Source organism: Achromobacter sp. ACM01 (assembly GCF_014851745.1).
In the GTDB taxonomy this organism is placed as follows: Bacteria; Pseudomonadota; Gammaproteobacteria; order Burkholderiales; family Burkholderiaceae_B; genus Achromobacter; species Achromobacter aegrifaciens.
Map to the genome: position 1 here is coordinate 79,440 of NZ_JACVAF010000010.1, position 20,357 is coordinate 99,796.

12 protein-coding genes are annotated in these 20,357 nt (G+C 65.0%); 2 read left to right on the forward strand and 10 right to left on the reverse strand.

Features of this window, described 5'->3' with window-relative positions:
* Window positions 1–149 precede the first annotated feature (149 nt).
* A complete protein-coding gene (locus IB268_RS29575) occupies window positions 150–7,682 on the forward strand; it encodes an autotransporter-associated beta strand repeat-containing protein (RefSeq protein ID WP_192355231.1) in 7,533 nt (2,510 codons plus the stop codon).
* Window positions 7,683–7,797: 115 nt separating this feature from the next.
* Window positions 7,798–10,590 (forward strand): autotransporter outer membrane beta-barrel domain-containing protein, encoded by a 2,793-nt coding sequence (locus tag IB268_RS29580; protein ID WP_192355232.1) that lies wholly within the window; start codon window positions 7,798–7,800, stop codon window positions 10,588–10,590.
* 64 nt (window positions 10,591–10,654) lie between these two features.
* Here the strand turns inward: IB268_RS29580 and IB268_RS29585 are convergent, their stop codons facing one another.
* From IB268_RS29585 to IB268_RS29630, 10 genes are read right to left on the reverse strand one after another with little or no spacing between them, the layout of a single operon-like run.
* Window positions 10,655–11,068 carry a hypothetical protein gene (locus IB268_RS29585; protein WP_119449536.1) on the reverse strand — a complete coding sequence of 138 codons (414 nt, stop codon included), beginning with the start codon at window positions 11,066–11,068 and terminating at the stop codon, window positions 10,655–10,657.
* A complete protein-coding gene (locus tag IB268_RS29590) occupies window positions 11,068–12,681 on the reverse strand; it encodes a GMC family oxidoreductase (RefSeq protein ID WP_175161872.1) in 1,614 nt (537 codons plus the stop codon). The genes IB268_RS29585 and IB268_RS29590 overlap by 1 nt, the downstream gene beginning before the upstream one ends.
* On the reverse strand, window positions 12,678–14,174 hold the full coding sequence (locus IB268_RS29595) for an aldehyde dehydrogenase family protein (RefSeq protein ID WP_054451240.1): 1,497 nt from the start codon (window positions 14,172–14,174) through the stop codon (window positions 12,678–12,680). The genes IB268_RS29590 and IB268_RS29595 overlap by 4 nt, the downstream gene beginning before the upstream one ends.
* Window positions 14,175–14,183: 9 nt before the next feature.
* Entirely contained in the window at window positions 14,184–15,197 is a 1,014-nt protein-coding gene (locus tag IB268_RS29600) for an ABC transporter substrate-binding protein (protein WP_054451241.1), read from the reverse strand.
* A 23-nt stretch (window positions 15,198–15,220) separates the two neighbouring features.
* Window positions 15,221–16,027, reverse strand: coding sequence for an ABC transporter permease (locus tag IB268_RS29605; RefSeq protein ID WP_192355233.1), 807 nt, complete (start codon window positions 16,025–16,027; stop codon window positions 15,221–15,223).
* Window positions 16,028–16,041: 14 nt separating this feature from the next.
* Window positions 16,042–16,845, reverse strand: coding sequence for an ABC transporter ATP-binding protein (locus IB268_RS29610; protein ID WP_225590541.1), 804 nt, complete (start codon window positions 16,843–16,845; stop codon window positions 16,042–16,044).
* Between the two features lie 20 nt (window positions 16,846–16,865).
* Window positions 16,866–17,468, reverse strand: coding sequence for a glutathione S-transferase family protein (locus tag IB268_RS29615; RefSeq protein ID WP_192355234.1), 603 nt, complete (start codon window positions 17,466–17,468; stop codon window positions 16,866–16,868).
* A gap of 39 nt (window positions 17,469–17,507) precedes the next feature.
* Window positions 17,508–17,885, reverse strand: a complete 378-nt coding sequence (locus tag IB268_RS29620; protein ID WP_054451245.1) for a RidA family protein — start codon at window positions 17,883–17,885, stop codon at window positions 17,508–17,510.
* Between the two features lies 1 nt (window position 17,886).
* Window positions 17,887–19,023: an LVIVD repeat-containing protein gene (locus tag IB268_RS29625; RefSeq protein WP_054451246.1), complete on the reverse strand. Its 1,137-nt coding sequence runs from the start codon at window positions 19,021–19,023 to the stop codon at window positions 17,887–17,889.
* Between the two features lie 11 nt (window positions 19,024–19,034).
* The gene (locus IB268_RS29630; protein ID WP_192355235.1) at window positions 19,035–20,162 is read right to left on the reverse strand and encodes a cupin domain-containing protein; all 1,128 of its coding nucleotides are present in this window, start codon (window positions 20,160–20,162) and stop codon (window positions 19,035–19,037) included.
* Window positions 20,163–20,357 lie beyond the last annotated feature (195 nt).

Here is a 20,357-nt window from a genome sequence, read left to right on the forward strand (position 1 = left end):
TCGCTTATTGTGCGGATCTGTAAAAATTTGCATACAAAAGCGACGTTGGCTCCAGCCGCGTCCAATGCGGCGTCACGACGGGCGGAACGGCCCTTCCAATCCTTGCAATCTCACTCGTAGACCAGGGCCATGCACCCCTGGGAGGTGCCATGAACCGAATTTACCGCGTGGTGTTCAACGCAGCCGTAGGCGTGTGGCAGGCTGTCAGCGAAATCGCTGGAGGCCCGGGCAAAGGCCGCCAACGCCCGCGGCGCGCGCGCCGGGCCGGCTTGCCCACGCTGACCGCCGCGACCACGCTGCTGGCCGCCGCGCTTGGCAACAGCGCGGCCTACGCCGCCTGTACGCCTGTGGCGCCTGCGGACGGCACTACGCTCACCTGTAGCGGCACGGTCCAGGACTACTTCGTCACCGGCAACGACCTCCTCTTTGATATTCAGAACGGTGCTACGGTCAGTTCCAGCGTCATCGGCCTGCCCTCGATGCACCTGCTCGGCCGCGGGATTACGGTGAACAACAGCGGCGTCTTCGATCCGACCGGCGGGGGCACTTTCAACCAGTCCACCACGGCGCTGAAAATGGAGGGAGGCGTCGCATCCAACCTGACCATCACCAACAGCAGCGGCGCCGCCATATACGGCGTGTCAGGCAATTTGCCGCCGAGCCTGTCCACGTTCGACGGCATGGCGATCGAGGTGAAAAATGCCGGCGGCGGGCTGACCGCCATCGACAACAATGGCACCATCGGCTCCAGGGCGCTAAGCGGCGCCATCGAGGCTGCCGATGCCAGGCCGGTGATCGCCGTCTATGGCGGCGGCCGGGTCCACCTGAATAATCGCGCCACCATCCATGGCCGGGTTGCGTTCGAAACGTCAGGCCAGGGCAATGTCTTCACCAATAGCGGCACGATATATGGCAGCGTGTCGCTGGGGGCGGGCAGTACCAACCAGTTCATCGCGGTCACCGGCAGCAGCGTCTCGGGCAGCGGCTCCAGCGGCGTCCTGGGCAACAATCTGGGCGTCAACCTGGCATTCGCGCCGGTCGGCATCGTCGATGGCGGCGCCAATGGCAACAACACGCTGACCCTGCGCAACGGGTTTGATTCGAGCGCCGCCGGGAGCGGTGCGATTTTCTCGTCGGTGTACACCAACTTCAGCAACCTGCAAGTCGAAGGCGGGACCTGGGCCGTCAACGGCGCGCTGTTGAGCGGCGCGGCCACCAGCACCAGCCTGACGGGCGGCGAGTTGGTGGTGGACAACGGCGGTTTCGCTGGCAGCGGCGTAATTACGGCCGCGGGGGGGACCCTGCGCAGCTCGGCCAGCCAGCTGACCGTGAACAATCCCATCTCCCTGGCATTGAACGTGCCTGCGGGGACCAATGGCCTGACCGTGACGGGTTCCAACGCCATCACCCTCAATGGCGCGATCTCCGGCTCTGCGGGCGCCACCCTCACCAAGACGGGCAGCGGCAAGCTGACCCTGGGCGGCATCAACACCTTCAGCGGTTTCACCACGATAGACGGCGGACGCCTGGACCTCGCTGCCGGCGCAAGCCTGGCCAGCGGCATGGTCAACGTCCGCAGCGGCGGCACGCTTGGCGGCAGCGGCGCCCTGAGCGGCGCCGTGACCGTCGCCGGCGGCGGCCGCCTCGCCCTGAGCAGCGGCAATACCCTGACCACGGGTTCCTTGACTCTGAGCAACGGCGCCACACTCGATCTCGCCTTGGGCGCGCCGAGCCTTACGCCGATGGTCAACATCCAGGGCAACTTGTCGATCACCAGCAGCACCTTCAACATCATCGACGCGGGCAACCTGGCCAATGGCAACTACCGTCTGTTCAATTACACCGGTAGCCTGACCGGCACCAACCTCGTTGCCGCCAGTACGCCCAGCGATCTGAGCACCGTCGATGTGGGGCGGGTCTTCGACATCGCAGGCAAGACGCTGACCCTCGTCATCAATTCGCCTACCCTCGGCACGCAGTATTGGGATGGCGGCAATACTGTCGCCAACGGCGTCGTGGAGGGCGGCAGCGGGATATGGAATAGCGTCAACAGCAACTGGACCAAGTCTTCCGGCAATGACAACGGCGTCTGGAAAGGCACCAACGCGGTGTTCCTGGGGCAGAACGGCCTGGTAATGGTGAACGGCGCCCAGGATGTCCGCGCCATGCAGTTCAAAACCGACGGCTACATCGTCGGCCAGCTTGACGCGTCCGGTGCGCTGAACCTTATAAACGGCTCAAACGGCATCGCGCAGGTAATCACAGATACCGACGTCAGCGCGCTGATCGGCGCGCCAATCCAGGGCGCCGGCAAGCTCACCAAGACAGGCGCGGGTTCCTTGATCTTGAGCGGAAACAACAGCTGGACGGGAGGCACTGTGCTCAGCGCCGGCACCGTGGTCGTGCGCCACGACCGGGCATTGGGCACAGGCAGCGTGGCGCTGGGGAGCGGCACGACCTTGGCGACCGATATCATCGATGTCGCACTGGCCAACAGCCAGGTGCTCAATGGCGTGTCCACGGTGCAGACGGGTGTGGGAACCAATCTGACCCTGAACGGAAACGTCAGTGGTGTCGGCGGCCTGATCAAAGCGGGCAGCGGCACCCTGACGCTCAACGGCGTCAACAACATGCTCGGCAACCTCAATCTGACCGGCGGGAGGCTGGTCATCGGCAATCCGTTGGCGCTCGGTACGGGGATCCTCAACGCCATCAATGGCACGTCGATCGAGGCGGGCGTTGCGGGCATGAATGTCGGCACCAATGTGTGGGTCAGCGGGACCGTGGCCCTCGTCGGCGATCGAGACTTGACCCTCTCTGGCACGTTGTCTGGCACTGGCGACCTGGTCAAGCAGGGCAACAGTACGCTAAGCCTGACAGGCGCCAATGCGCTGGACGGCCAGACTACCCTGAACGGCGGCGGCCTGCGCCTGGGGCAGGACACATCGCTGGGAAACACGCTTCTGAACGTGAGTTCGGCCTCTACCTTGCAGGCTGCCAACAGCATCACCGTGGCCAACGAGGTGCACCTGGGCGCGGCATTGACCGTGGATGGCGCCAATAGCCTGGCCCTGACGGGCGAGATGAGGAGCGGCGGCGATCTGATCAAGAACGGCAACGGCACGCTGATCCTTGGCGGCAGCAACCTGAGCCGCAGCGGCGTCACCACGCTCAACGCCGGCACCCTGGCTCTGGGCCATGACAAGGCGCTGGGCAGCGGCCGTCTGGACGTGGCTGGCACTGCGAGGCTGGACAGCACCGCTTTCGTGACGCTGGCCAACGCGGTAGACATCAGCGGTTCGCTGACCTTCGCCGGCACCCAGGGCCTGGCGCTGACGGGCACGCTCAGCGGCAACGGCGGCCTGACCAAGTCCGGGGCCAGCACGCTGACCCTGAGCGGCGTGAATACCTTTGGCGGCGTCTACAACATCGATGCCGGCCGCTTGATCGGCAGCGCCGCCAGTGGCCTGGGCAGCCCAAGCCAGGTCAACGTCGCGTCCGGCGCCACCCTGCAGTTGAACCAGGGCGGCAGCGCGGGGCAACTCAATGGCGCGGGCAGCGTGGACCTCCGGGCCGGATCCTTCAATGTGCAGGCAGGCAGCTTCAGCGGCGCGCTGAACGGCAACGGCGGCCTGAACAAGACCGGAAACGGCTCCTTGGTTCTCAGCGGCAATAGCATCCTGGCCGGCGCCACGGCGGTGGATGCGGGTACGCTGCGCGTGGACGGCACGCTGGGATCTGGCAGCGTTGCCGTGGCCAGCGGCGCCACGCTGACGGGCTCAGGCACGCTGAGCGGAGCCGTCAGCATTGCCGATGGCGGCCGCCTGGGGCTGGCCAGCGGCACCACGTTGCGCCTGGGGGCGCTGGCGCTCAATGACGACTCCCAGATCGATGTGGCCTTGGGCGTCGCCTCGCCCAATGCGCCAGCCCTGGCCCAAGTTGCCGGCAACCTGCGTCTGGATGGCAAGCTCAACATCATCGACACCGGTGGCTTCGGGATCGGCGTGTATCGCCTGTTCGACTACGTCGGCACGCTGACCGATCGCGGACTGGCGTTCGGGACACTGCCCTCAGGCGTGCGCGCCAACGACCTGGAAGTACAGACCAGCGTTGCCAGTCAGGTCAATCTGGTGGTGGGGGGAACGTCCAACGTCCGCTTCTGGGACGGCAGCGGGCCCGCCGGCAACGGTAACGTCGAGGGCGGCAGCGGTGTCTGGAATAGCAGCAACACCAACTGGACCATCGCCAGCGGCGGGTTCAATGCGGGATGGAATGACAGCTTTGCGGTGTTCGCGGGCAGCCCCGGCGCGGTTACCGTGGAAGGAACCCAGCGCACCACCGGGATGCAGTTCACCAGTGACGGCTATCTGCTGACGGCGGGAGCGGCCGGGAAGCTGGAACTGGTGGACGGATCCGCCGGTTATGCCGCCATCCGCGTAGACGCCGGCAAGACGGCCACGCTGAATGTCGACCTGGGCGGCAACGCCACGCTGGCCAAGCTGGACGCTGGCACCTTGGCGCTCAATGGCAACAACAGCTACACCGGCGGCACCCGCCTGGCGGGAGGCAAACTGTTGCTGGGCACTGGCAGCGCGCTGGGCAGTGGCAGCCTGCGCGTCACGGGGGCGGCTGCGTTGGACAGCAGCGCTGCAATCGCGCTGTCCAACGCCATTGCCCTGGACGCGGATCTGACCTTGGCGGGAAGCAACAACCTTGCGCTGAACGGCGACATTGCCGGCGCAGGGGGGCTGGTCAAGCTGGGCAGCGGTACGCTCGAACTCAACGGTAATAACCAATACTCAGGGAACACGCAGCTCAATGCCGGTACCTTGATACTGGGGCAGCAAGCGGCCCTCGGAAGCGGTAGGTTGCACGTCACCGGCGCTGCCCATCTGGATACCGCCAGCAGCATGGCGGTGGGCAACCGCATGCAGCTCGATCAGGCGTTGACGGTGGACGGCAGCCACGATCTGCTCCTGAGCGGCGCAATCGGCGGCAATGGCGACCTCATCAAGCAAGGCAACGCGACGCTGACCTTGACGGGGCCGAACAGCGCCACCGGCGACACCATCATCAACGCCGGGCGTCTGGTGGCGTCGGCGACCAGCATCGGCAGCGGCGCCATCATCAACAATGCGGCGCTGGAACTCAACCAGGCCAGCGATGCCATTCTGGCCCAAACCATCAGCGGTAGCGGCAGCCTGATCAAGACGGGCGACGCCACGTTGGTTCTTACGGGCGCGAACACGTCAACCGGCGGCACCGCCATCAACGCAGGCAGGCTGGTGGCCTCCGCCGCCAGCCTGGGCAGCGGCGCCATCGCCAACCATGCGGCGCTGGAGTTGAACCAGGCCGTGGACGCCACCCTGAACCAAGCCATCAGCGGCGGCGGCAGCCTGACCAAAACCGGAGCGGGCACACTGACCCTGACCGGCGCCAACACCTCCACCGGCGGCACCCTCATCAATGCAGGACGCCTCATTGCGTCTTCGAACAACCTGGGCAGCGGCGCCATCATCAACAATGCGGCGCTGGAGCTGAACCAGGCCGTGGACGGCGCGCTGGCCCAGGCCATCAGCGGCGGCGGCAGTCTGAGCAAGACCGGCGCCGGCACGCTGACCTTGACGGGAACCAACACCTACACCGGCGCCACGCTCATCAACGCCGGCCGCCTGGTGGCATCGGCGGCCAGCCTGGGCAGCGGCGCCATCATCAACAACGCGGCGCTGGAACTGAACCAGGCCGTGGATGCCAGCATGGCGCAAGCCTTCAGCGGCAGCGGCAGCCTGAGCAAGACCGGCGCAGGCGCACTGACCCTGACGGGCGCCAACACATCCACGGGCGCCACGTTCATCAGGGCGGGCCGCCTGGTGGCATCGGCGGCCAACCTGGGCAGCGGCGTCATCACCAACAATGCCGCTCTGGAACTGCGCCAGACGCTGGACGCCAGCATGGGCCAAACCCTGCTCGGCAACGGCAGCTTGACCAAGACAGGCGCGGGCACGCTGACGTTGACAGGCGACAGCAGCGGCTTTGCCGGCAGCACGACTGTGCAGCAGAGCTATCTGGTCGTGGACGGCAACCTGGGCGGCGCGCTCACCGTAGCCGGCGGCGGCAAGCTGGCGGGCACGGGCTCGGTAGGATCCTCTGGCGCGAAGACCATCATCCAGAGCGGCGGAGCCTTGGCAGCGGGCTTGAGCCCCGATGCGGCAACGCCCTATGGGACGTTGCGCGTACAGGGCGATCTGGAACTGCAGGCGGGCTCTACCTACGAGGTGCGGGCCGACCCCGACAGCAGCGCCAGCACGCTGACCCAGGTGGCAGGCACGGCTACGCTGGCCGGAGGCGTGGTTCATATGGGTGCGCCGGGCAGTTTCGAGGTCGCCAAAACCTACTCCATCCTGTCGGCGAACAGCCTGATCGGCCGATTCGATACCGTGGCTTCGGACTACGCCTACCTGGCCCCGACGCTGAACTACACCAGCACCGACGTGACGCTGCAGTTGCGGCGCAAATCCAACGACAGCTCGGGCAGCATGACCTTTGCCGATCTGGCCGAGACCCGCAATCAGGCCGCCGTGGCCAACGGGGTGGAGAGCCTGGCGCCTGCAAGCGCCCTGTACCGCTACGTTGAAACGCTGCCTGCGGGAACGCCCCAGGCCGTGTTCGACAGCCTGTCCGGCGAAAGCCACGCCACGGCCAAAGGCAGCATGCGCGCCGGCGCCGCCATGTTCGGCGCCAGTGCGCTCAATCACCTGCACGGCAATCTCACTGCCACGCTGCGCCCTGGCGCGCCGACCGCGCAGTCGGGCGGCCCGATTGCGGCCTCCGCCTGGCCCGCGTCCAGCGCCTTGCCCATGTGGGCCGAGGTCGTGGGCCACTGGCAAAACTACGCGGGCGACGGCAATGCCGCCAGCTGGAAACAAAACACCGGCGGCCTGTTCTTGGGGGGCGACGCCGAAGTGGCTGCCAGCGGCTGGCGGTTGGGCGGATCGTTGGGCTACACGCGCGCCGATGGCCAGGTGTCCGACCGCAGCTCCAAGGCCACGGTGGACAGCTACAGCGCCGCCATCTATGGCGGCAAATCCTTTGGCCTGGGGGCGGGCCGCCTGAACGTCATGGGCGGCCTGGCTTACACCTGGCACGACATCGCGTCGCAACGCCAGGTGACGTCCTTGAGCCAGACCCTCAAGGCCGACTATCACGCCAGCACCACGCAGGTGTTTGCCGAAGTGGGCTACGCCATGGGCCAGGACGACAAGGCAGGCATCGAGCCCTTCGCCGGCGTCAGCCTGGGCCAGCAACGTACGCGCGGTTTCCAGGAAAGCGGCGGCTTTGCGGCCCTGCGCGGCAACAATAGCAGCGACGACCTGGCCAGCACGACGCTGGGCGTGCGCGCCCATAGCGACTTCGCGGCAGGCGGCAGGGACGGGCGTCTGCGCGCCACGCTGGGCTGGCGTCATGCGTTTGGCGACTTGGCCACCCAGTCCACCATGGCTTTCGAAGGCGGGCAGGACTTCACTGTGGCTGGCGTGCCGCTGGCGCGCAACGCGGCGGTAGTCGGCCTGGAGGCCGAGGTGGACCTGAGCAATCGCGCCGCCCTGGCGCTGGGCTACAACGGCGAATTCGGAGGAGGCAACCGCGACCAATCGGCGCAGGTGCGTGTGCGCTGGGCGTTCTGAGGGCGAGCTCCAACCCGCGTATGCAATCCCGCGCTTTTGGTGAAAATACCTATTAAGAAAGCCAGGTTGCATGCCGTACCGACAGGAGATCTCGTCTACTCAGAAAGGATTGTTCATGGTCGCCAGGAATTGCTCGCGCACGGGATGGCTGAAGTCGGCTGCCCTCGTTGTCTACGCGGCGAACTTCGCCAGTCCCGCAAATGCCCAATCGGTCTCCGTCACTGGCCAGGTCTTGCCGGGGCCCGTCCAGACGCCGCATTGGAATGTCGGGGGCGATCTGACGGTCGGAGATACCCTGGCCGGGGAGCTGGTCATCGATGCGGGCGGTTCCGTAGAAAATGACTGGGCCAACGTTGGAATTTTTAATGGCGCTCCAGGCGCCGTGACGGTGAAGGGCCGCGACGGCAATGGGACGGCGTCCACCTGGACCAGCGCCAGCCCGGTGCTGATCGGGGGCGAGGCCGGCAGCATCGGCACGCTGAGTATCCTGGACGGCGGCGTGGCGCAAAGCGACTCGGCCAGAATCGGCGTCGACAATGGCAGCGTCGGGAACGTTCTTGTTTCCGGGGCGGGGTCCACCTGGAATCTCAACACCATCGGCGCGTTCGAGATCGGCACGGGCGGCAAGGGCACGCTGCAGATCGACAACGGCGTCGTGCACAGCGGTCAGGCGATCATCGGCTGGAACGTCGGCGGCGAAGGGAGCGTTACGGTATCGGGCCCGAAGGCGGTCTGGGACCCGCTGAACAATATATACGTGGGTTTCGAAGGAACTGGCGACTTGCGCGTCCTGGATGGAGCCAGCGTCAGCACCGTCGGCTCGGGCGGGCCAGGCGCCGCGGCAGCGGTTTACATCGGCAAGAGCGCGGGCAGCGTCGGCACGGTGACCGTATCGAGCGCGACGGCCGATATCTCCACGCTCACCGCCAGCGACCGCATCGAAATAGGTGCGGAAGGCACGGGCACGCTGACCATCGCCAAGGGCGGGGTTGCGGTCGCCGCCCGCAACACGTGGCTTGCCCCTGCCGGCACTTCCACCGGCACGCTGAACCTGACCGGCGATGCCAGCGGCCGCGGCGTGTTGGAGACCGGCTCCGTCATCAAGGGCGCGGGCGACGGCACCTTCAACCTGGACGGCGGCATCCTGCGGGCCAATCGTGACGAGGATAATTTCCTGAACGGTTTCGCCACGCAGGCCGTGGGCAGTGGTGGCGCCTGGTTTGATACGAACGGCCACGACGTGGGCGTTTCTACCGCGTTCTCGGGGACGTCGCGCTTGAACAAGCAGGGCGCCGGTACGCTGACTCTGTCAGGCAATAGCGCGGCGTTCACGGGAACCACTGACATTCAAGCTGGGACGCTGCAGGTGGATGGCGTCCTGGGCGGCCCGGTGAATGTGCTTGTGGCAGCACGGCTGACCGGCACGGGACGCGTAGGCGCAACGGTCAACCAGGGCACGATCGCACCGGGTCCGCGCAGTGGCTTCGGCACCCTCACGATCGCGGGCGACTATGCGGCGCAGGGCGGCAATCTGGAAATTCGCACGCAGCTTGGCGCCGATGATTCGCCGACGGACAAGCTGGTGATCACGGGCGACAGCGCTGGCACCACACCGGTCACGGTGAAGAACATGGGAGGCGCCGGCGCGCAGACCCAACGGGGCATCCAGGTGGTACAGGTCCATGGCCTGTCGGCGGGAAGATTCGATCTGGCCAACGGCGACTACGTCATCGGGGGGCGTCCGGCCTTGGTGGCCGGCGCCTATGGCTATGTGCTGCAACAGGATTCGGCCGACGGCGGCTGGTACTTGCGGTCGTCCCTGACCAATCCCGGCACCACTCCCACGGATCCCGGCACTACCCCGACGGATCCAGGCACTACCCCGACGGACCCGGGCACTACGCCGACCGATCCTGGCACACCCTCGCCCGGCGGCGGTACGCCGGGCGCCGAGCCGCCCTTGCTCTATCAGCCCGGCGTGCCGGTCTATGAGGCCTATGCCAATACGCTGCTACACCTGAGCCAGCTGCCTACCCTGCGCCAGCGGGTCGGCAATCGCCTCTATGATCCGGCGGACGCCGGCCGCAACGGCGTATGGAGCCGCGTGGAGGGCTCGACGGGCCGGCTCGATCCCGCGGCGTCGACTACGGGCGCGCGCCAGGACATCGATAGCTGGAAAGCGCAATTCGGCGTTGACCGTATCCTGGCGGGCCAGGAAGAGGGCTCCCGTCTGGTGGGCGGCCTGGCCTTTTACTACGGCAAGGCCGACACGCGTGTGTCGTCGGTGTATGGCGACGGCACCATCGACACCACTGCCTATGGCCTGACGCCAACTTTGACCTGGTATGGCAAGAATGGCGTCTATATCGATGCCCAGGCTCAGGCGACCTGGTTCGACAGCGACCTCAATTCACGGCTGGCAGGAAAACTGAAAGGCGGCCAGAAGGCCCAGAGCTATGGGCTGGGTATCGAGGCAGGCAAGGCGTTCGGTCTGAGCGAGGGGTTCGCCCTGATTCCGCAGGCGCAGCTGACATACGTATCGACCCGCTTCGACCGCTTCAACGACAGATTCGGCGCGCGCGTCGAAAGCGACAAGGGCGACAGCCTGCTGGGCCGCCTTGGCATTGCGCTGGATTACAAGAGCAATTGGCAAACGGCCGGTGTAAAGCGTGAGTCCAGCGTCTATGGCGTCGTCAACGTGAAACATGAATTCCTGGACGGAACGCGTGTACGCGTGGCCGACACGCAGGTCGCCAGTCGCATGGCTCGAACCTGGGGCAGCGTGGGGGCGGGCGTGAATTACGGCTGGGGGGAACGCTATGCGATCTACGGCCAGATCGACGCGGACTCGGATTTCTCCGGCAGCCATGTCGTCACCGCGACCGCGGGTTTCAGGATGACTTTCTAAGGTGGATGATGGCGCCGGCAGAACCTCCTTCTGCCGGCGCCAGGTCTTTCATGGGAATACGCAGTCAACAGCAATCGCAAAGCAAAACATCGTTGACTACGTTGCGCGGCCGCGACCCCATGCGGCCGAATCCAAAGGCCGCCATCACGTCGTGACAGATCTCCATTGCTTCTTGCTCGTCTTCGGCGCCGGCGACCCGTGGCCAGGTTACCAGTACGCGCCTGGCCTTCATCTGTTCCACGAACTGCGGTGGCACTGCATCGCTGCCCACCACGGTCACGGACTGAATCCGCTCCGGCAGCCCTGTTTGCAGCGATGAGAGGCTTGCACCGCCGACGATCAGCGCGGCCGTGTCGGCGGGAAGCTCATCGGCGCGGCTGCAGTACTCGACGGAAAAGAAATCGTCCAGCCGCTGGTGGGCGGTATGCGCCAGCGGCAGCAGGCTGACACAGCGATGACGTTGCAATGAAAGCCGCATCAGCGCGCCTCCTCCAGTATCCAGTCCGAGGCGCGCTCCGCCAGCATGAGTACGGGCGCGTTGATGTTGCCCGAGGTCAGGTCCGGCATGATCGAGGCATCGACGATGCGCAGGCCTGGAACGCCGATGCAGCGCATACGGCTGTCGACGACTGCCATCGGGTCGCTTTCGGCTCCCATTCTGCACGTGCCGCCGGGGTGGTGAACCGTGATGGCAGTCTTTCGGACGAATGCGTCGATAGCGGCGTCATCGATTACGCCGCCGCCCGGCGCAAGCTCGGTGGCGACGTAATCGCCAAGCGCGGGCTGGTCCAGCAAGGTCCGCGCGATACGCACCGACTCGCGTACCCTGACCCGGTCTGCGTCGCTCGCCAGAAAGTTCTGGTTGATCCGGGGTGGCGCCAACGGGTCCGCACTGGCGACGGTGATCTTGCCGCGGCTATGGGGGTGCAGCAACACCGTTCGGACGGCAAAGCCGTCGGCGAAAGGCTTGCGCACCGGATTGAACCAGGGATGAGCGTTGAACGGCGCGGCAGTCAGGAGAAACTGCAGGTCCGGCGTATCCCCGCCGTCTGGCTGCACAAATCCCACTATGCCGCCTGGAACGTCGCCGGCAAAGCCCCCGCCGCCCAGATAGGCGCGCGCCATGGAGACGCCGATGCGGTCCAGGCGCATGCCATGCACGAATGGGCCCGGTTCGCGGCGGCGTGCGGTGACGATGACGGAGATATGGTCCTGCAGGTTTTCACCTACCCCGGCGCGTTCCTGCCTGATGCGTATGCCGGCATCGCGCAATGTCTGAGCGGGGCCGATCCCTGAATGCATCAGGATCGCGGGCGTGTTGATGGCGCCTGCGGCAAGAATCACCTCATGGCGCGCCCTGACGGCCGTGGTGCGGCCCTGTCTGGTAAAACGCAAGCCGACTGCGCGGCTGCCGTCGAAGTCCAGGCCAAGAACATGCGCCGACGTGACCACGGTCAGGTTGGGACGCCGCAGCGCGGGGCGCAAGTAGGCCGTCGCGGCGCTGCATCGGCGTCCGCGCCGGATCGACATCTGCAGGCGCGAGAAGCCGCCTGCCGGCGAGGCGTTGTAGTCGTCGAGCCAGGGGTGCCCGGCCTGGCGGGCGGCCGTGGAGAAGGCGTCGAGCAGCGGGTCCTGGTAGCGGCAGCGCTGCACCCGCAAGGGGCCGCCCGCGCCACGGTCGCCGGAGTGTCCGTCCTCCCAGTCCTCCAGGCGGCGGAAGTAGGGCAGGACTTCCTCGAAGCGCCACTCGGGCAGATCGTAATGCCGCGCCCAGCGCGCGTAATCCTTGGGATGGCCGCGCACGAACGCCATCGCATTGGTCGACGAACTTCCGCCTACAACCTTGCCGCGCGCGCATTCGATAGCCCGGCCATCGGCGTGCGGGGCAGGCTCGGCGTCGTAACCCCAGTCATGCAGGCGTTGCTGCAGGATCTTGCCCCATCCCAGCGGGATGTGGATGAGCGGGTCTCGGTCCCAGGGGCCCGCTTCGATGACCAGCACCGAGACTGCCGGGTCCTTGCTCAAACGATTGGCCAGCACGCAGCCTGCGGAGCCTGCGCCAACGATGATGTAGTCGTATTCCGCCTTCATGTCGGGCTCACTGGCCTGAAGTTGATGTGGACATTCTTTTCCCGGGTAAACGAGATCATCTCGCCGATGCACTCATCGCGGCCGATGCCTGATTGCTTGACCCCGCCATACGGTGCGCCAAGAAAGTGCTTGCCGACTTCGTTGATCCAGATGAATCCCGCATCGATTTCGCGGGCGAGCCTGTGGGCGCGCGCAAGGTCCGCCGTCCAGATAGCGGCGGTCAGGCCGACGTCCAGGCTGTGCACCGCTGCCAGCATCTCTTGCTCGTCGTCCCACGGAATGAGCGCCAGCACGGGACCGAAGAACTCCTCGGTGGCCAATGGCGAGGTGGCGGCCACGTCCGCAAAGACGGTCGGTTCCAGATAGAAGCCGCCTGCGGGGACGCCGGCGCGCGGAATGCCGCCGCCCGCGATCAGGCGGGCGCCTTGCGCCACGGCGGCGTCGATCGCCTGCTTGACGCGGTCGCGGTGTTCGCGGCTGATCATTGCGCCCATGGTGGTGGCGGGGTCGGTCGGGTCTCCCGGCACGAACGCGGCGCAAGCCAGCGCCACTTTGGCGCAGACTTCGTCATAGATGGAACGGTGCACGAAGGCCCGGCTGGTGGACCCGCAAGATTGCCCGCACCACGTGAAGTTCATGCCATCGACGATCGCGCGCGCCGCCAGCGCGGGGTCGACGTCCGGGCAGGCGATAAACGGGTTCTTGCCGCCCAGTTCCAGCGCCACGGGCTTGAGCCGCGACGCCGCGGCCTGCATCACCCTGCGCCCGGTGGGAATGCTGCCCACCAGGCCGATCATGTCGACGTCGGGGCTGGCGGCCAGCGCGGCCCCGGCGTCGGCGCCGCCCGGGATCAGCGAAAAGACGCCCGGAGGCAAGAGATCTCCGATCAGTTCCGCACAACGCAAGGCAGACAAGGGCGCCTGCACCGGCGGCTTGATGATCACTGCATTTCCCGCAGCCAGCGGGGCGGCCAGCTTGCCCATGGCGAACAGCAGCGGATGGTTGTACGCAACGATGCGCGCCACGACGCCGACGGGCTCCCGCTCGGTGTAGTCCAGCGCGTCGTGTCCCATCGGGATGGTGTCGCCCTTGAGTTCCGTCACGAGGCCTGCGAAGAAATCCAGCAGCGCCGCGGCAACCATGACATCGGAACCCATCTCGGATACCGGATTGCCGCAGTCCAACGCATCCAGGAGCGCCAGCTCCCTTGCGTTGTCCCGCAAGCGCTGGGCCATCTTGCGCAAGATGGCGGCCCGGGCCAGCGGGGCCGTACGGCGCCATGCAAGGGCTCCGGCGCGCGCCGCGCCGGCCGCGCGCGCCACGTCTTCGGCGCCAGCATCAGCCACGGCCATCAGCCGTTCGCCCGTTCCGGGCGCCGCGATGTCGATCCAGCGTTCGCTGAGGGGGGCGTGCCAGCCGCCGCCATAGTAGACGCCGTTGTTGGCGGGCAGCTGGACATCGCCCGAGGCGGTCTTATGAGTTTTTCCTGCCATGTTGTCGCCTCACTGCTTCAGAGCTTGCGCTTTTTCAAGGAAGCGCGTGTCGAAGCCCTGGGTGTCGTCGAAGGAAGGCGACAGCGCGCCTTGCTCCTTGAAGAGCGTCGCGGATGAGCGCCACAGGGCCGGATCGATCCAGCCGATGCCGTGCGTCCGGGTGTGGTCGCTGAAGAACGTAAAGTCCAGATCTGCGCGCAACTGTGCCACCAGCATGTCTTTCTTGCCCTTGTACTCGGGGTTGTTCTTGATCAGCGTGTCGGCGGCCGCTTCCGGGTTCTGGATCACGTCGGCAAAGGCCTTGGCGTAGGCCGTCACGAACCTCTGCACGAGATCCGGGCGCTGAGCAATATTCTTGTCCGACGTGAAGACGCCCGAGCCGTAGCTCTGGATGCCCAGATCCTCGCCGTGCAGGATGGACAGGGAGCCCGGCCCTCCTGCCTTGTGTTCCAGTTCGGGAACCTCGGCGTCGATATAGCCCGGTACCACGTTCACGCGGTTCAGCAGCAACAGGTTTTCGTAGGGCGGCGACACCGTCGACTGCTTGATGTCGGCGAGCGCCAGGCCGTTCTTGGCCAGCGCGGCCTTCAGGAAGATGTAGGTCGAACCGCTGGGATGCACGCCAATGTTGGCGTCCTTCAGTTGCTTGGCGTTCTGCAGGTCGAAGTTTTTCTTCAGCGATATGATTGCCAGCGGCGTCTTCTGGTTGACCGCCAGCAGCGCCGAGTTGGCCACGCCCTGCGATCTCCCGACCATCAGGGTAGGCAGGTCGGAGAAGCCGAAGTCGGCGTTCCCGTTGGCCACCAGCCGCAGCGCGTCGGTGGAGCCGGTTCCCTTGCGGATCGCCGTCACATCGATGCCCTGGTCTGCGAAATAGCCTTTCTCCTTGGCGACGAAGAAGGGCGCATGATTGCCGCGCACGACCCAGTCCAGTTGCACGGTGACTGCGTCCTTGGCGTGGACGGCGCCGCTGAACAGTGCCAGCACTCCGAAGAGCGCGCTGAATCTCCAACTCGATCTCATGTTTTTCCCCTTGTTGATTCGATTTAGTGAGTGGCCCAACCCAAAAACCTGTATTCGATCAATTCGATGACGTAGTAGAAAAAGACGCCGAGCACCGAAATCTGGACCAGGGCGGCGAATACCAACGCTGTTTCCATCTGGCTGGATGCGAACTGGATCATGTAGCCCAGTCCGGCCGAAGCGCCTACGAATTCCCCTACGATCGCCCCGATGACGCTCAGCGTGATGGCCACTTTCATCCCCGCCATCAGAGCGGGTAGCGAAGCGGGGATCTTCACCTGGCGCAGTATCTGGTTGGGCGTCGCGCCGATGGACCTGAGCAGCGCGACCAGGTTGGCATCCGCCGACCGCAGGCCGACCAACATGTTGAGCGTGACCGGGAAGAAGGCCATGATCACGATCAGGGCGATCTTCGGGAGCAGGTCGTACCCGAACCAGAGAATCAGCAGCGGCGCCAGGGCGATCTTCGGCACGTTCTGGAACAGCACGATCAGCGGATAGCTCGCGCGGCCGAACCAGGCATAGCGGTCGACCAGGAGCGCAATCGCGATGCCCACGACGCACGAATACAGGAAGCCGTACAGGATCTCTGCGCCCGTGACGAGCGAGGCCTGGAAGAGTTCCGCCTGCCGTTCCGCCAGAACGGCCGCGATGTCCGTCGGCGCGGGCACGACAAACGCGGGCACTTGCAGAATGCGGACACAGGCCTCCCAGGCGGCCAGGATGATCAGCACGAGCACGATGCTGGGCGTGGCCGAGCCGAGCGCGTGACGGATCTTTCCCGGCAACCGGGGAACGACAGGGACTTGCGACTGCGCTTTGGCTTTCATGGTGCTACCCGCCGTCATGATGTGCTCCCCTGGGCGTGGCCGGTCTTGAGCAGTTGGCGAAGCTGATACGACTTCTCGTGAAACTCGGGCTTGGCGAACGTGGCCTCGCTGCGCGGGCCCGGCAGCGCGACCGGCAGGCAGTCGACGATGCGAGCGGGGTTGGTGGCCATGACATAGACCCGGTCCGAGAGGTAAACGGCTTCGTCGATGGAATGGGTGACGAAGACAATGGTCTTGCCGGTGCGCTCCCAGATGTCCAGCAGGAAGTCGCTCATGGTTTCGCGAGTGATGGCGTCCAGCGCGCCGAACGGTTCGTCCATCATCAGTACCTCGGGATCCAGGGCCAAGGCCCGCGCGATGGAAACCCGTTGGCGCATGCCGCCGGACAGCTGCTTGGGATAGCGGTCGGCCGCATACTCCAGCCCGACCAGCCGCAGCATTTCGCGGCCGCGCTGGAGAATTTCCTGCCTGGGCCGGGCATGCACCAGGTGCATCAGCGAGCAGACATTCTCGAGCGCCGTGCGCCAGGGCATGAGCGCGGCTTCCTGGAAGACCATGCCCACGCGGCGCTGGCGCACAGCTTCCGTGGGGGGCACGCCGGCCACGCGGACGTCGCCGCCGGTGGGCGGCACCAATCCGGCAAAGACTTTCAACAGGGTGCTCTTGCCGCAGCCGGACGGGCCGATGATGGAGGTGAAGGATCCCTTCGCGATGTCCACGTCAATGTCGTTGAGCACCCGCACGCGTCCGGCGCGGGTGTCGAAGTCGACAGTCAGTCCGCGCGCGCGGATCTGGGAGTCGTCTGGCGGTTTGTGCATGCCGGTCTCCATGGCCGACCTCAACCGGCCGCGACGGCCGTGACAAAGGCCGGCCTGTCCTCGATCCGTTTCATCCATGCCTTCAGGTTGGGCAATTCGGGTTTGGCGTGCGGGAACTTCAGGCAGCGCCGGACCAGCGGAGCCAGGCAGATATCGGCCAGGGAAATCTTGTCGCCCGCCACCCAGGTCTTGCCTGCGAGGTGGCCATCGAGCAGTGATAGCTCCGCGCCCAGCAGTTTCGTCGCAGCCTCGGTCAGCTCTTCGGGAGGAAGCTTGGCTTCCTTGAAACCCGCCAGGTATGCGACGTTCAGCGATGCCAAAGTCCAGTCCATCCAGCGCTCGACCTGGCTGCGGGCCGCCGGATTGGCGGGATACAGGGTTTCGGCTTCGTGCGTGTTGGCGATGTAACGCAGGATCGTGTGCGATTCCCAGATATGGAGGTCGCCGTCGCGCAGCGTCGGCACCTTCTGCGTGGGGTTGATGGCCTTGTATTCCCCGGTGAGCGTCGTTCCTTCGAACGTCTTGCCGTAGTCCTTGCGCAGGTAAGGGACCTTCAGCTCCTCGAGCAGGAACAGCACTTTCTGAACATTGCCGGACGTGGCGCGGCCAAGAACTTCCAACATGATGCAACTCCCTTGAGTGTGTTTGTCGTGTGTTTGTGGTCAAAGCGGCTTGTAGGCCATGCATTCGATCTCGATCTTGGTGTCGATGACGGCGCGCGCCTCCACCGTGGTGCGCGCCAGCATGCCGTCCGGGAAGTACTCCTTGAAGACGCCGTTGTAGCGGCCGAAGTCGCGCGCGTCTTCCAGGTAAGTCGTGACCTTGACGACGTCCGCCAGGTCGCAGCCCGCGCTTTGCAAGGCGCGGCGCATGGCTTCGATAGTGCTGCGTGTCAGCTGTTCGATGGTCCCTTCCTGCATGACGCCGTTCTCGTCCTTGGCGACCTGCCCGGACACGAAGACGAAGTCGCCCGCACGCACGGCCGGATGGAAGGGAAGGTTGGGATTCTTCTTGCCGAAGGCTTGTTGTAGATATGCCATTTCAGTTTCCGTAGACAGAGCTTTCGATGATGTCCAGCCCGCGCTGCCTGTCCAGCAGATAGAGCAGGCCGCGCGAGTCGGTCGTGACGTCGTTCGATGAGACCCGCTCGAAGCCGGCCGGCGTGTCGGGCTCGTAGTAGCCGACCTCTCTGGGCCTGAAAGGGTCGCTGATGTCGACCAGGCGCAAGCCGCGCGCGAACCAGGCAAAGGGCAGGACGCTGCCCGTGAAGCGCTCTGCGGGCTGGTGACAGCCTGACATAGGCTCTTTGGGAGTGCCGTCCGGGTCGACGCCATCGACCTGGAACGTCGAGACGGGAATGGGCTGGCGTTCATCGGTGATGTCGAACAGCCAGGTAAAGGCCGGTGGGGAAGGACGCAGCTTGGCGACGTCTTCATCGGCGACGACCAGGATCTGCCGGCCTTTCAGCAGCATGGGTATCGGCAGGGCCGTGTGTGTCGGATGGGGATGCGCCGGCCCCGTGTTGAATTGCGATACCAGCTTGGGGCGAGACAGGTCCTCGATGTCCAGGATGAACATGCCGTGGTGCCAGTAGGACACGTACAGCCGATTTCCCATGCGTAGCGGGTGATGGCAGCGAGGCGGAACATAGTTGTCCCACGGATAGTGTTCGCCGGCCTGCATGTTCTGGCCTGGAATCCACCAGCTTCCCACCTCTTCGGGACGCGACGGTTCCTGCAGGTCCAGGATCTTCACGATGTTGCCGACGAAGCCGGGGGCCGTGGGCGAAATGTAGGCATAGCGGCCATCGAAGTCGTAGCGATGCACGCCTCCGCCCTCCGTCCCCGTCTTCCAGTGCTTGATGAGGCGGGGCCGGTCCGGACGGCTCACATCGTAGATGCCCAGTCCGCCGCCGAAGTCGTCCGCGCCAACACGGAACTTTTCGTAGTTGACGATCATCAGGCCGTCCTTCGCGCGCACCTTGTGCGAATGCCATCCCATCGGCACCTCGAGCGAGGCCAGCAGCCGAGGCCGCCGGGGATCCGCCACGTCATAGATGGAGGTGCCATAGGGCGGCCGCATATGGGACACGAACATCGTGTTCCCTTCCACCCAGACCTGCCCGCCGCCCTCGCAGTCCACATGAGCCACCAACGAGGTATTCCAAGCTTTAGCCAAGACCGGTCTCCTCAGACCAACTCAATGAGATCGCCCTGCGCGGTGCGGCCCCACTGATGGAAAAGCCCCATTGCGCGCAGTGCCGGCTCGTCGCTGGCGATGAAGAGGATCAATGGTTCGGTGTGGTCATTGCGGTATTGGACCCAGGTGTCGCTGGGCACGGCCACGGTATCGAAGGGCTCGAGCGGGAAGCTCTCTTCGCCGATCGTCATCGCGCCTCGTCCGGAAAACGGAGCGACCAGGAGATTGGCCGTCTGCTTCAGCGGCAGAGTCCGCTCTCCGGGGCGGACCATCTGCATGAAAAAGGTCATCGTGCGGTACACCGGGCCGCCCCGCAACGGATGCGTATATTCAACGAGCAAGCCTTCGTGCGGAGATTCGTCCCAATCCCGAAAGCGGTAGAGCAGCTCTCGCATGGCGTCGTAGCGATACACGAACATGGGCGATGAGTCGCCGCCGCCGCGCCGATGGTCGACAAATCGGGGTGTCAGGCCTCCCACGCCATAGACTGTGCGCGAATACTCGGTCTGGAAGCGGGCGCTCTGCTTGCGCACGATTTCGCCGTTCTCCTGGTAGTCGTGTTTGAAGCTCAGCGCGTTGAGGTTTTCGACCAGCGGGTAGTCAAGCACTGATAGGTTGATGGCGGGCTCGTTGCCGAGATTGCCATGGTTGTGCCAGGTGTCGCGCGGCGTGAGCACCATGTCGCCAGGCAGGAAAGTGATGTCTTCACCCTCCACGCCGGTAAAGTTCTGCTGGCCCGTCAGGCCAAAGCGGATGGCGCTCGCGGTGTGCGAGTGCGGAGGCATGATCTCGTTCGGATCGTTCTGACGGTACGCGGTGTAGAGGGTCGACACCGTCGCGCGGCGAGGGGCCAGGCCCGGATTGACCAGGATCAACGAGCGCCGGTCGGTGTTTTCGGTCGAGATCAGCCGCGCCGATTCGGCAAGCAGGGGCTGGATGTCCTCTTTGTACGACCAGCGGAAGGGCACGGCCTTGGGGCCGCTGACGAGCTGTTTGATGTCGTCGTGCGCCTCGTTCTCGCGGGCCCAGAACGGAAACATGGATCTCCGCTCGATCTGCTCATACATGGCCAACAAATCCGCTTCGCGAGTGCCGCTGACGGGACGGGTTCCGTGCATACATGTTCCCCTTGAAAGTTATTGATTAACCACATGGCGGAACAAATCTAATAACAACCAATGGTTGTGTAAACGGTATTTGTGGTTCGATATGGAAAACCCCTAAGTGCTCGGATTGTTGGGCTTTTGAATAATAAAAAACACATATAAAACAATGGATTATGGAAAATAATCCGTTTATCAAAATTCTCAACC

What these genes read in the sequence shown, in the direction of transcription:
- IB268_RS29575 (WP_192355231.1), top strand. Translation starts at nt 150, where the DNA reads ATGAACCGAATTTACCGCGTGGTGTTCAACGCAGCCGTAGGCGTGTGG.
- IB268_RS29595 (WP_054451240.1), bottom strand. Translation starts at nt 14,174, where the DNA reads ATGGCAGGAAAAACTCATAAGACCGCCTCGGGCGATGTCCAGCTGCCC.
- IB268_RS29590 (WP_175161872.1), bottom strand. Translation starts at nt 12,681, where the DNA reads ATGAAGGCGGAATACGACTACATCATCGTTGGCGCAGGCTCCGCAGGC.
- IB268_RS29610 (WP_225590541.1), bottom strand. Translation starts at nt 16,845, where the DNA reads ATGCACAAACCGCCAGACGACTCCCAGATCCGCGCGCGCGGACTGACT.
- IB268_RS29630 (WP_192355235.1), bottom strand. Translation starts at nt 20,162, where the DNA reads ATGCACGGAACCCGTCCCGTCAGCGGCACTCGCGAAGCGGATTTGTTG.
- IB268_RS29600 (WP_054451241.1), bottom strand. Translation starts at nt 15,197, where the DNA reads ATGAGATCGAGTTGGAGATTCAGCGCGCTCTTCGGAGTGCTGGCACTG.
- IB268_RS29580 (WP_192355232.1), top strand. Translation starts at nt 7,798, where the DNA reads ATGGTCGCCAGGAATTGCTCGCGCACGGGATGGCTGAAGTCGGCTGCC.
- IB268_RS29620 (WP_054451245.1), bottom strand. Translation starts at nt 17,885, where the DNA reads ATGGCATATCTACAACAAGCCTTCGGCAAGAAGAATCCCAACCTTCCC.
- IB268_RS29605 (WP_192355233.1), bottom strand. Translation starts at nt 16,027, where the DNA reads ATGAAAGCCAAAGCGCAGTCGCAAGTCCCTGTCGTTCCCCGGTTGCCG.
- IB268_RS29585 (WP_119449536.1), bottom strand. Translation starts at nt 11,068, where the DNA reads ATGCGGCTTTCATTGCAACGTCATCGCTGTGTCAGCCTGCTGCCGCTG.
- IB268_RS29615 (WP_192355234.1), bottom strand. Translation starts at nt 17,468, where the DNA reads ATGTTGGAAGTTCTTGGCCGCGCCACGTCCGGCAATGTTCAGAAAGTG.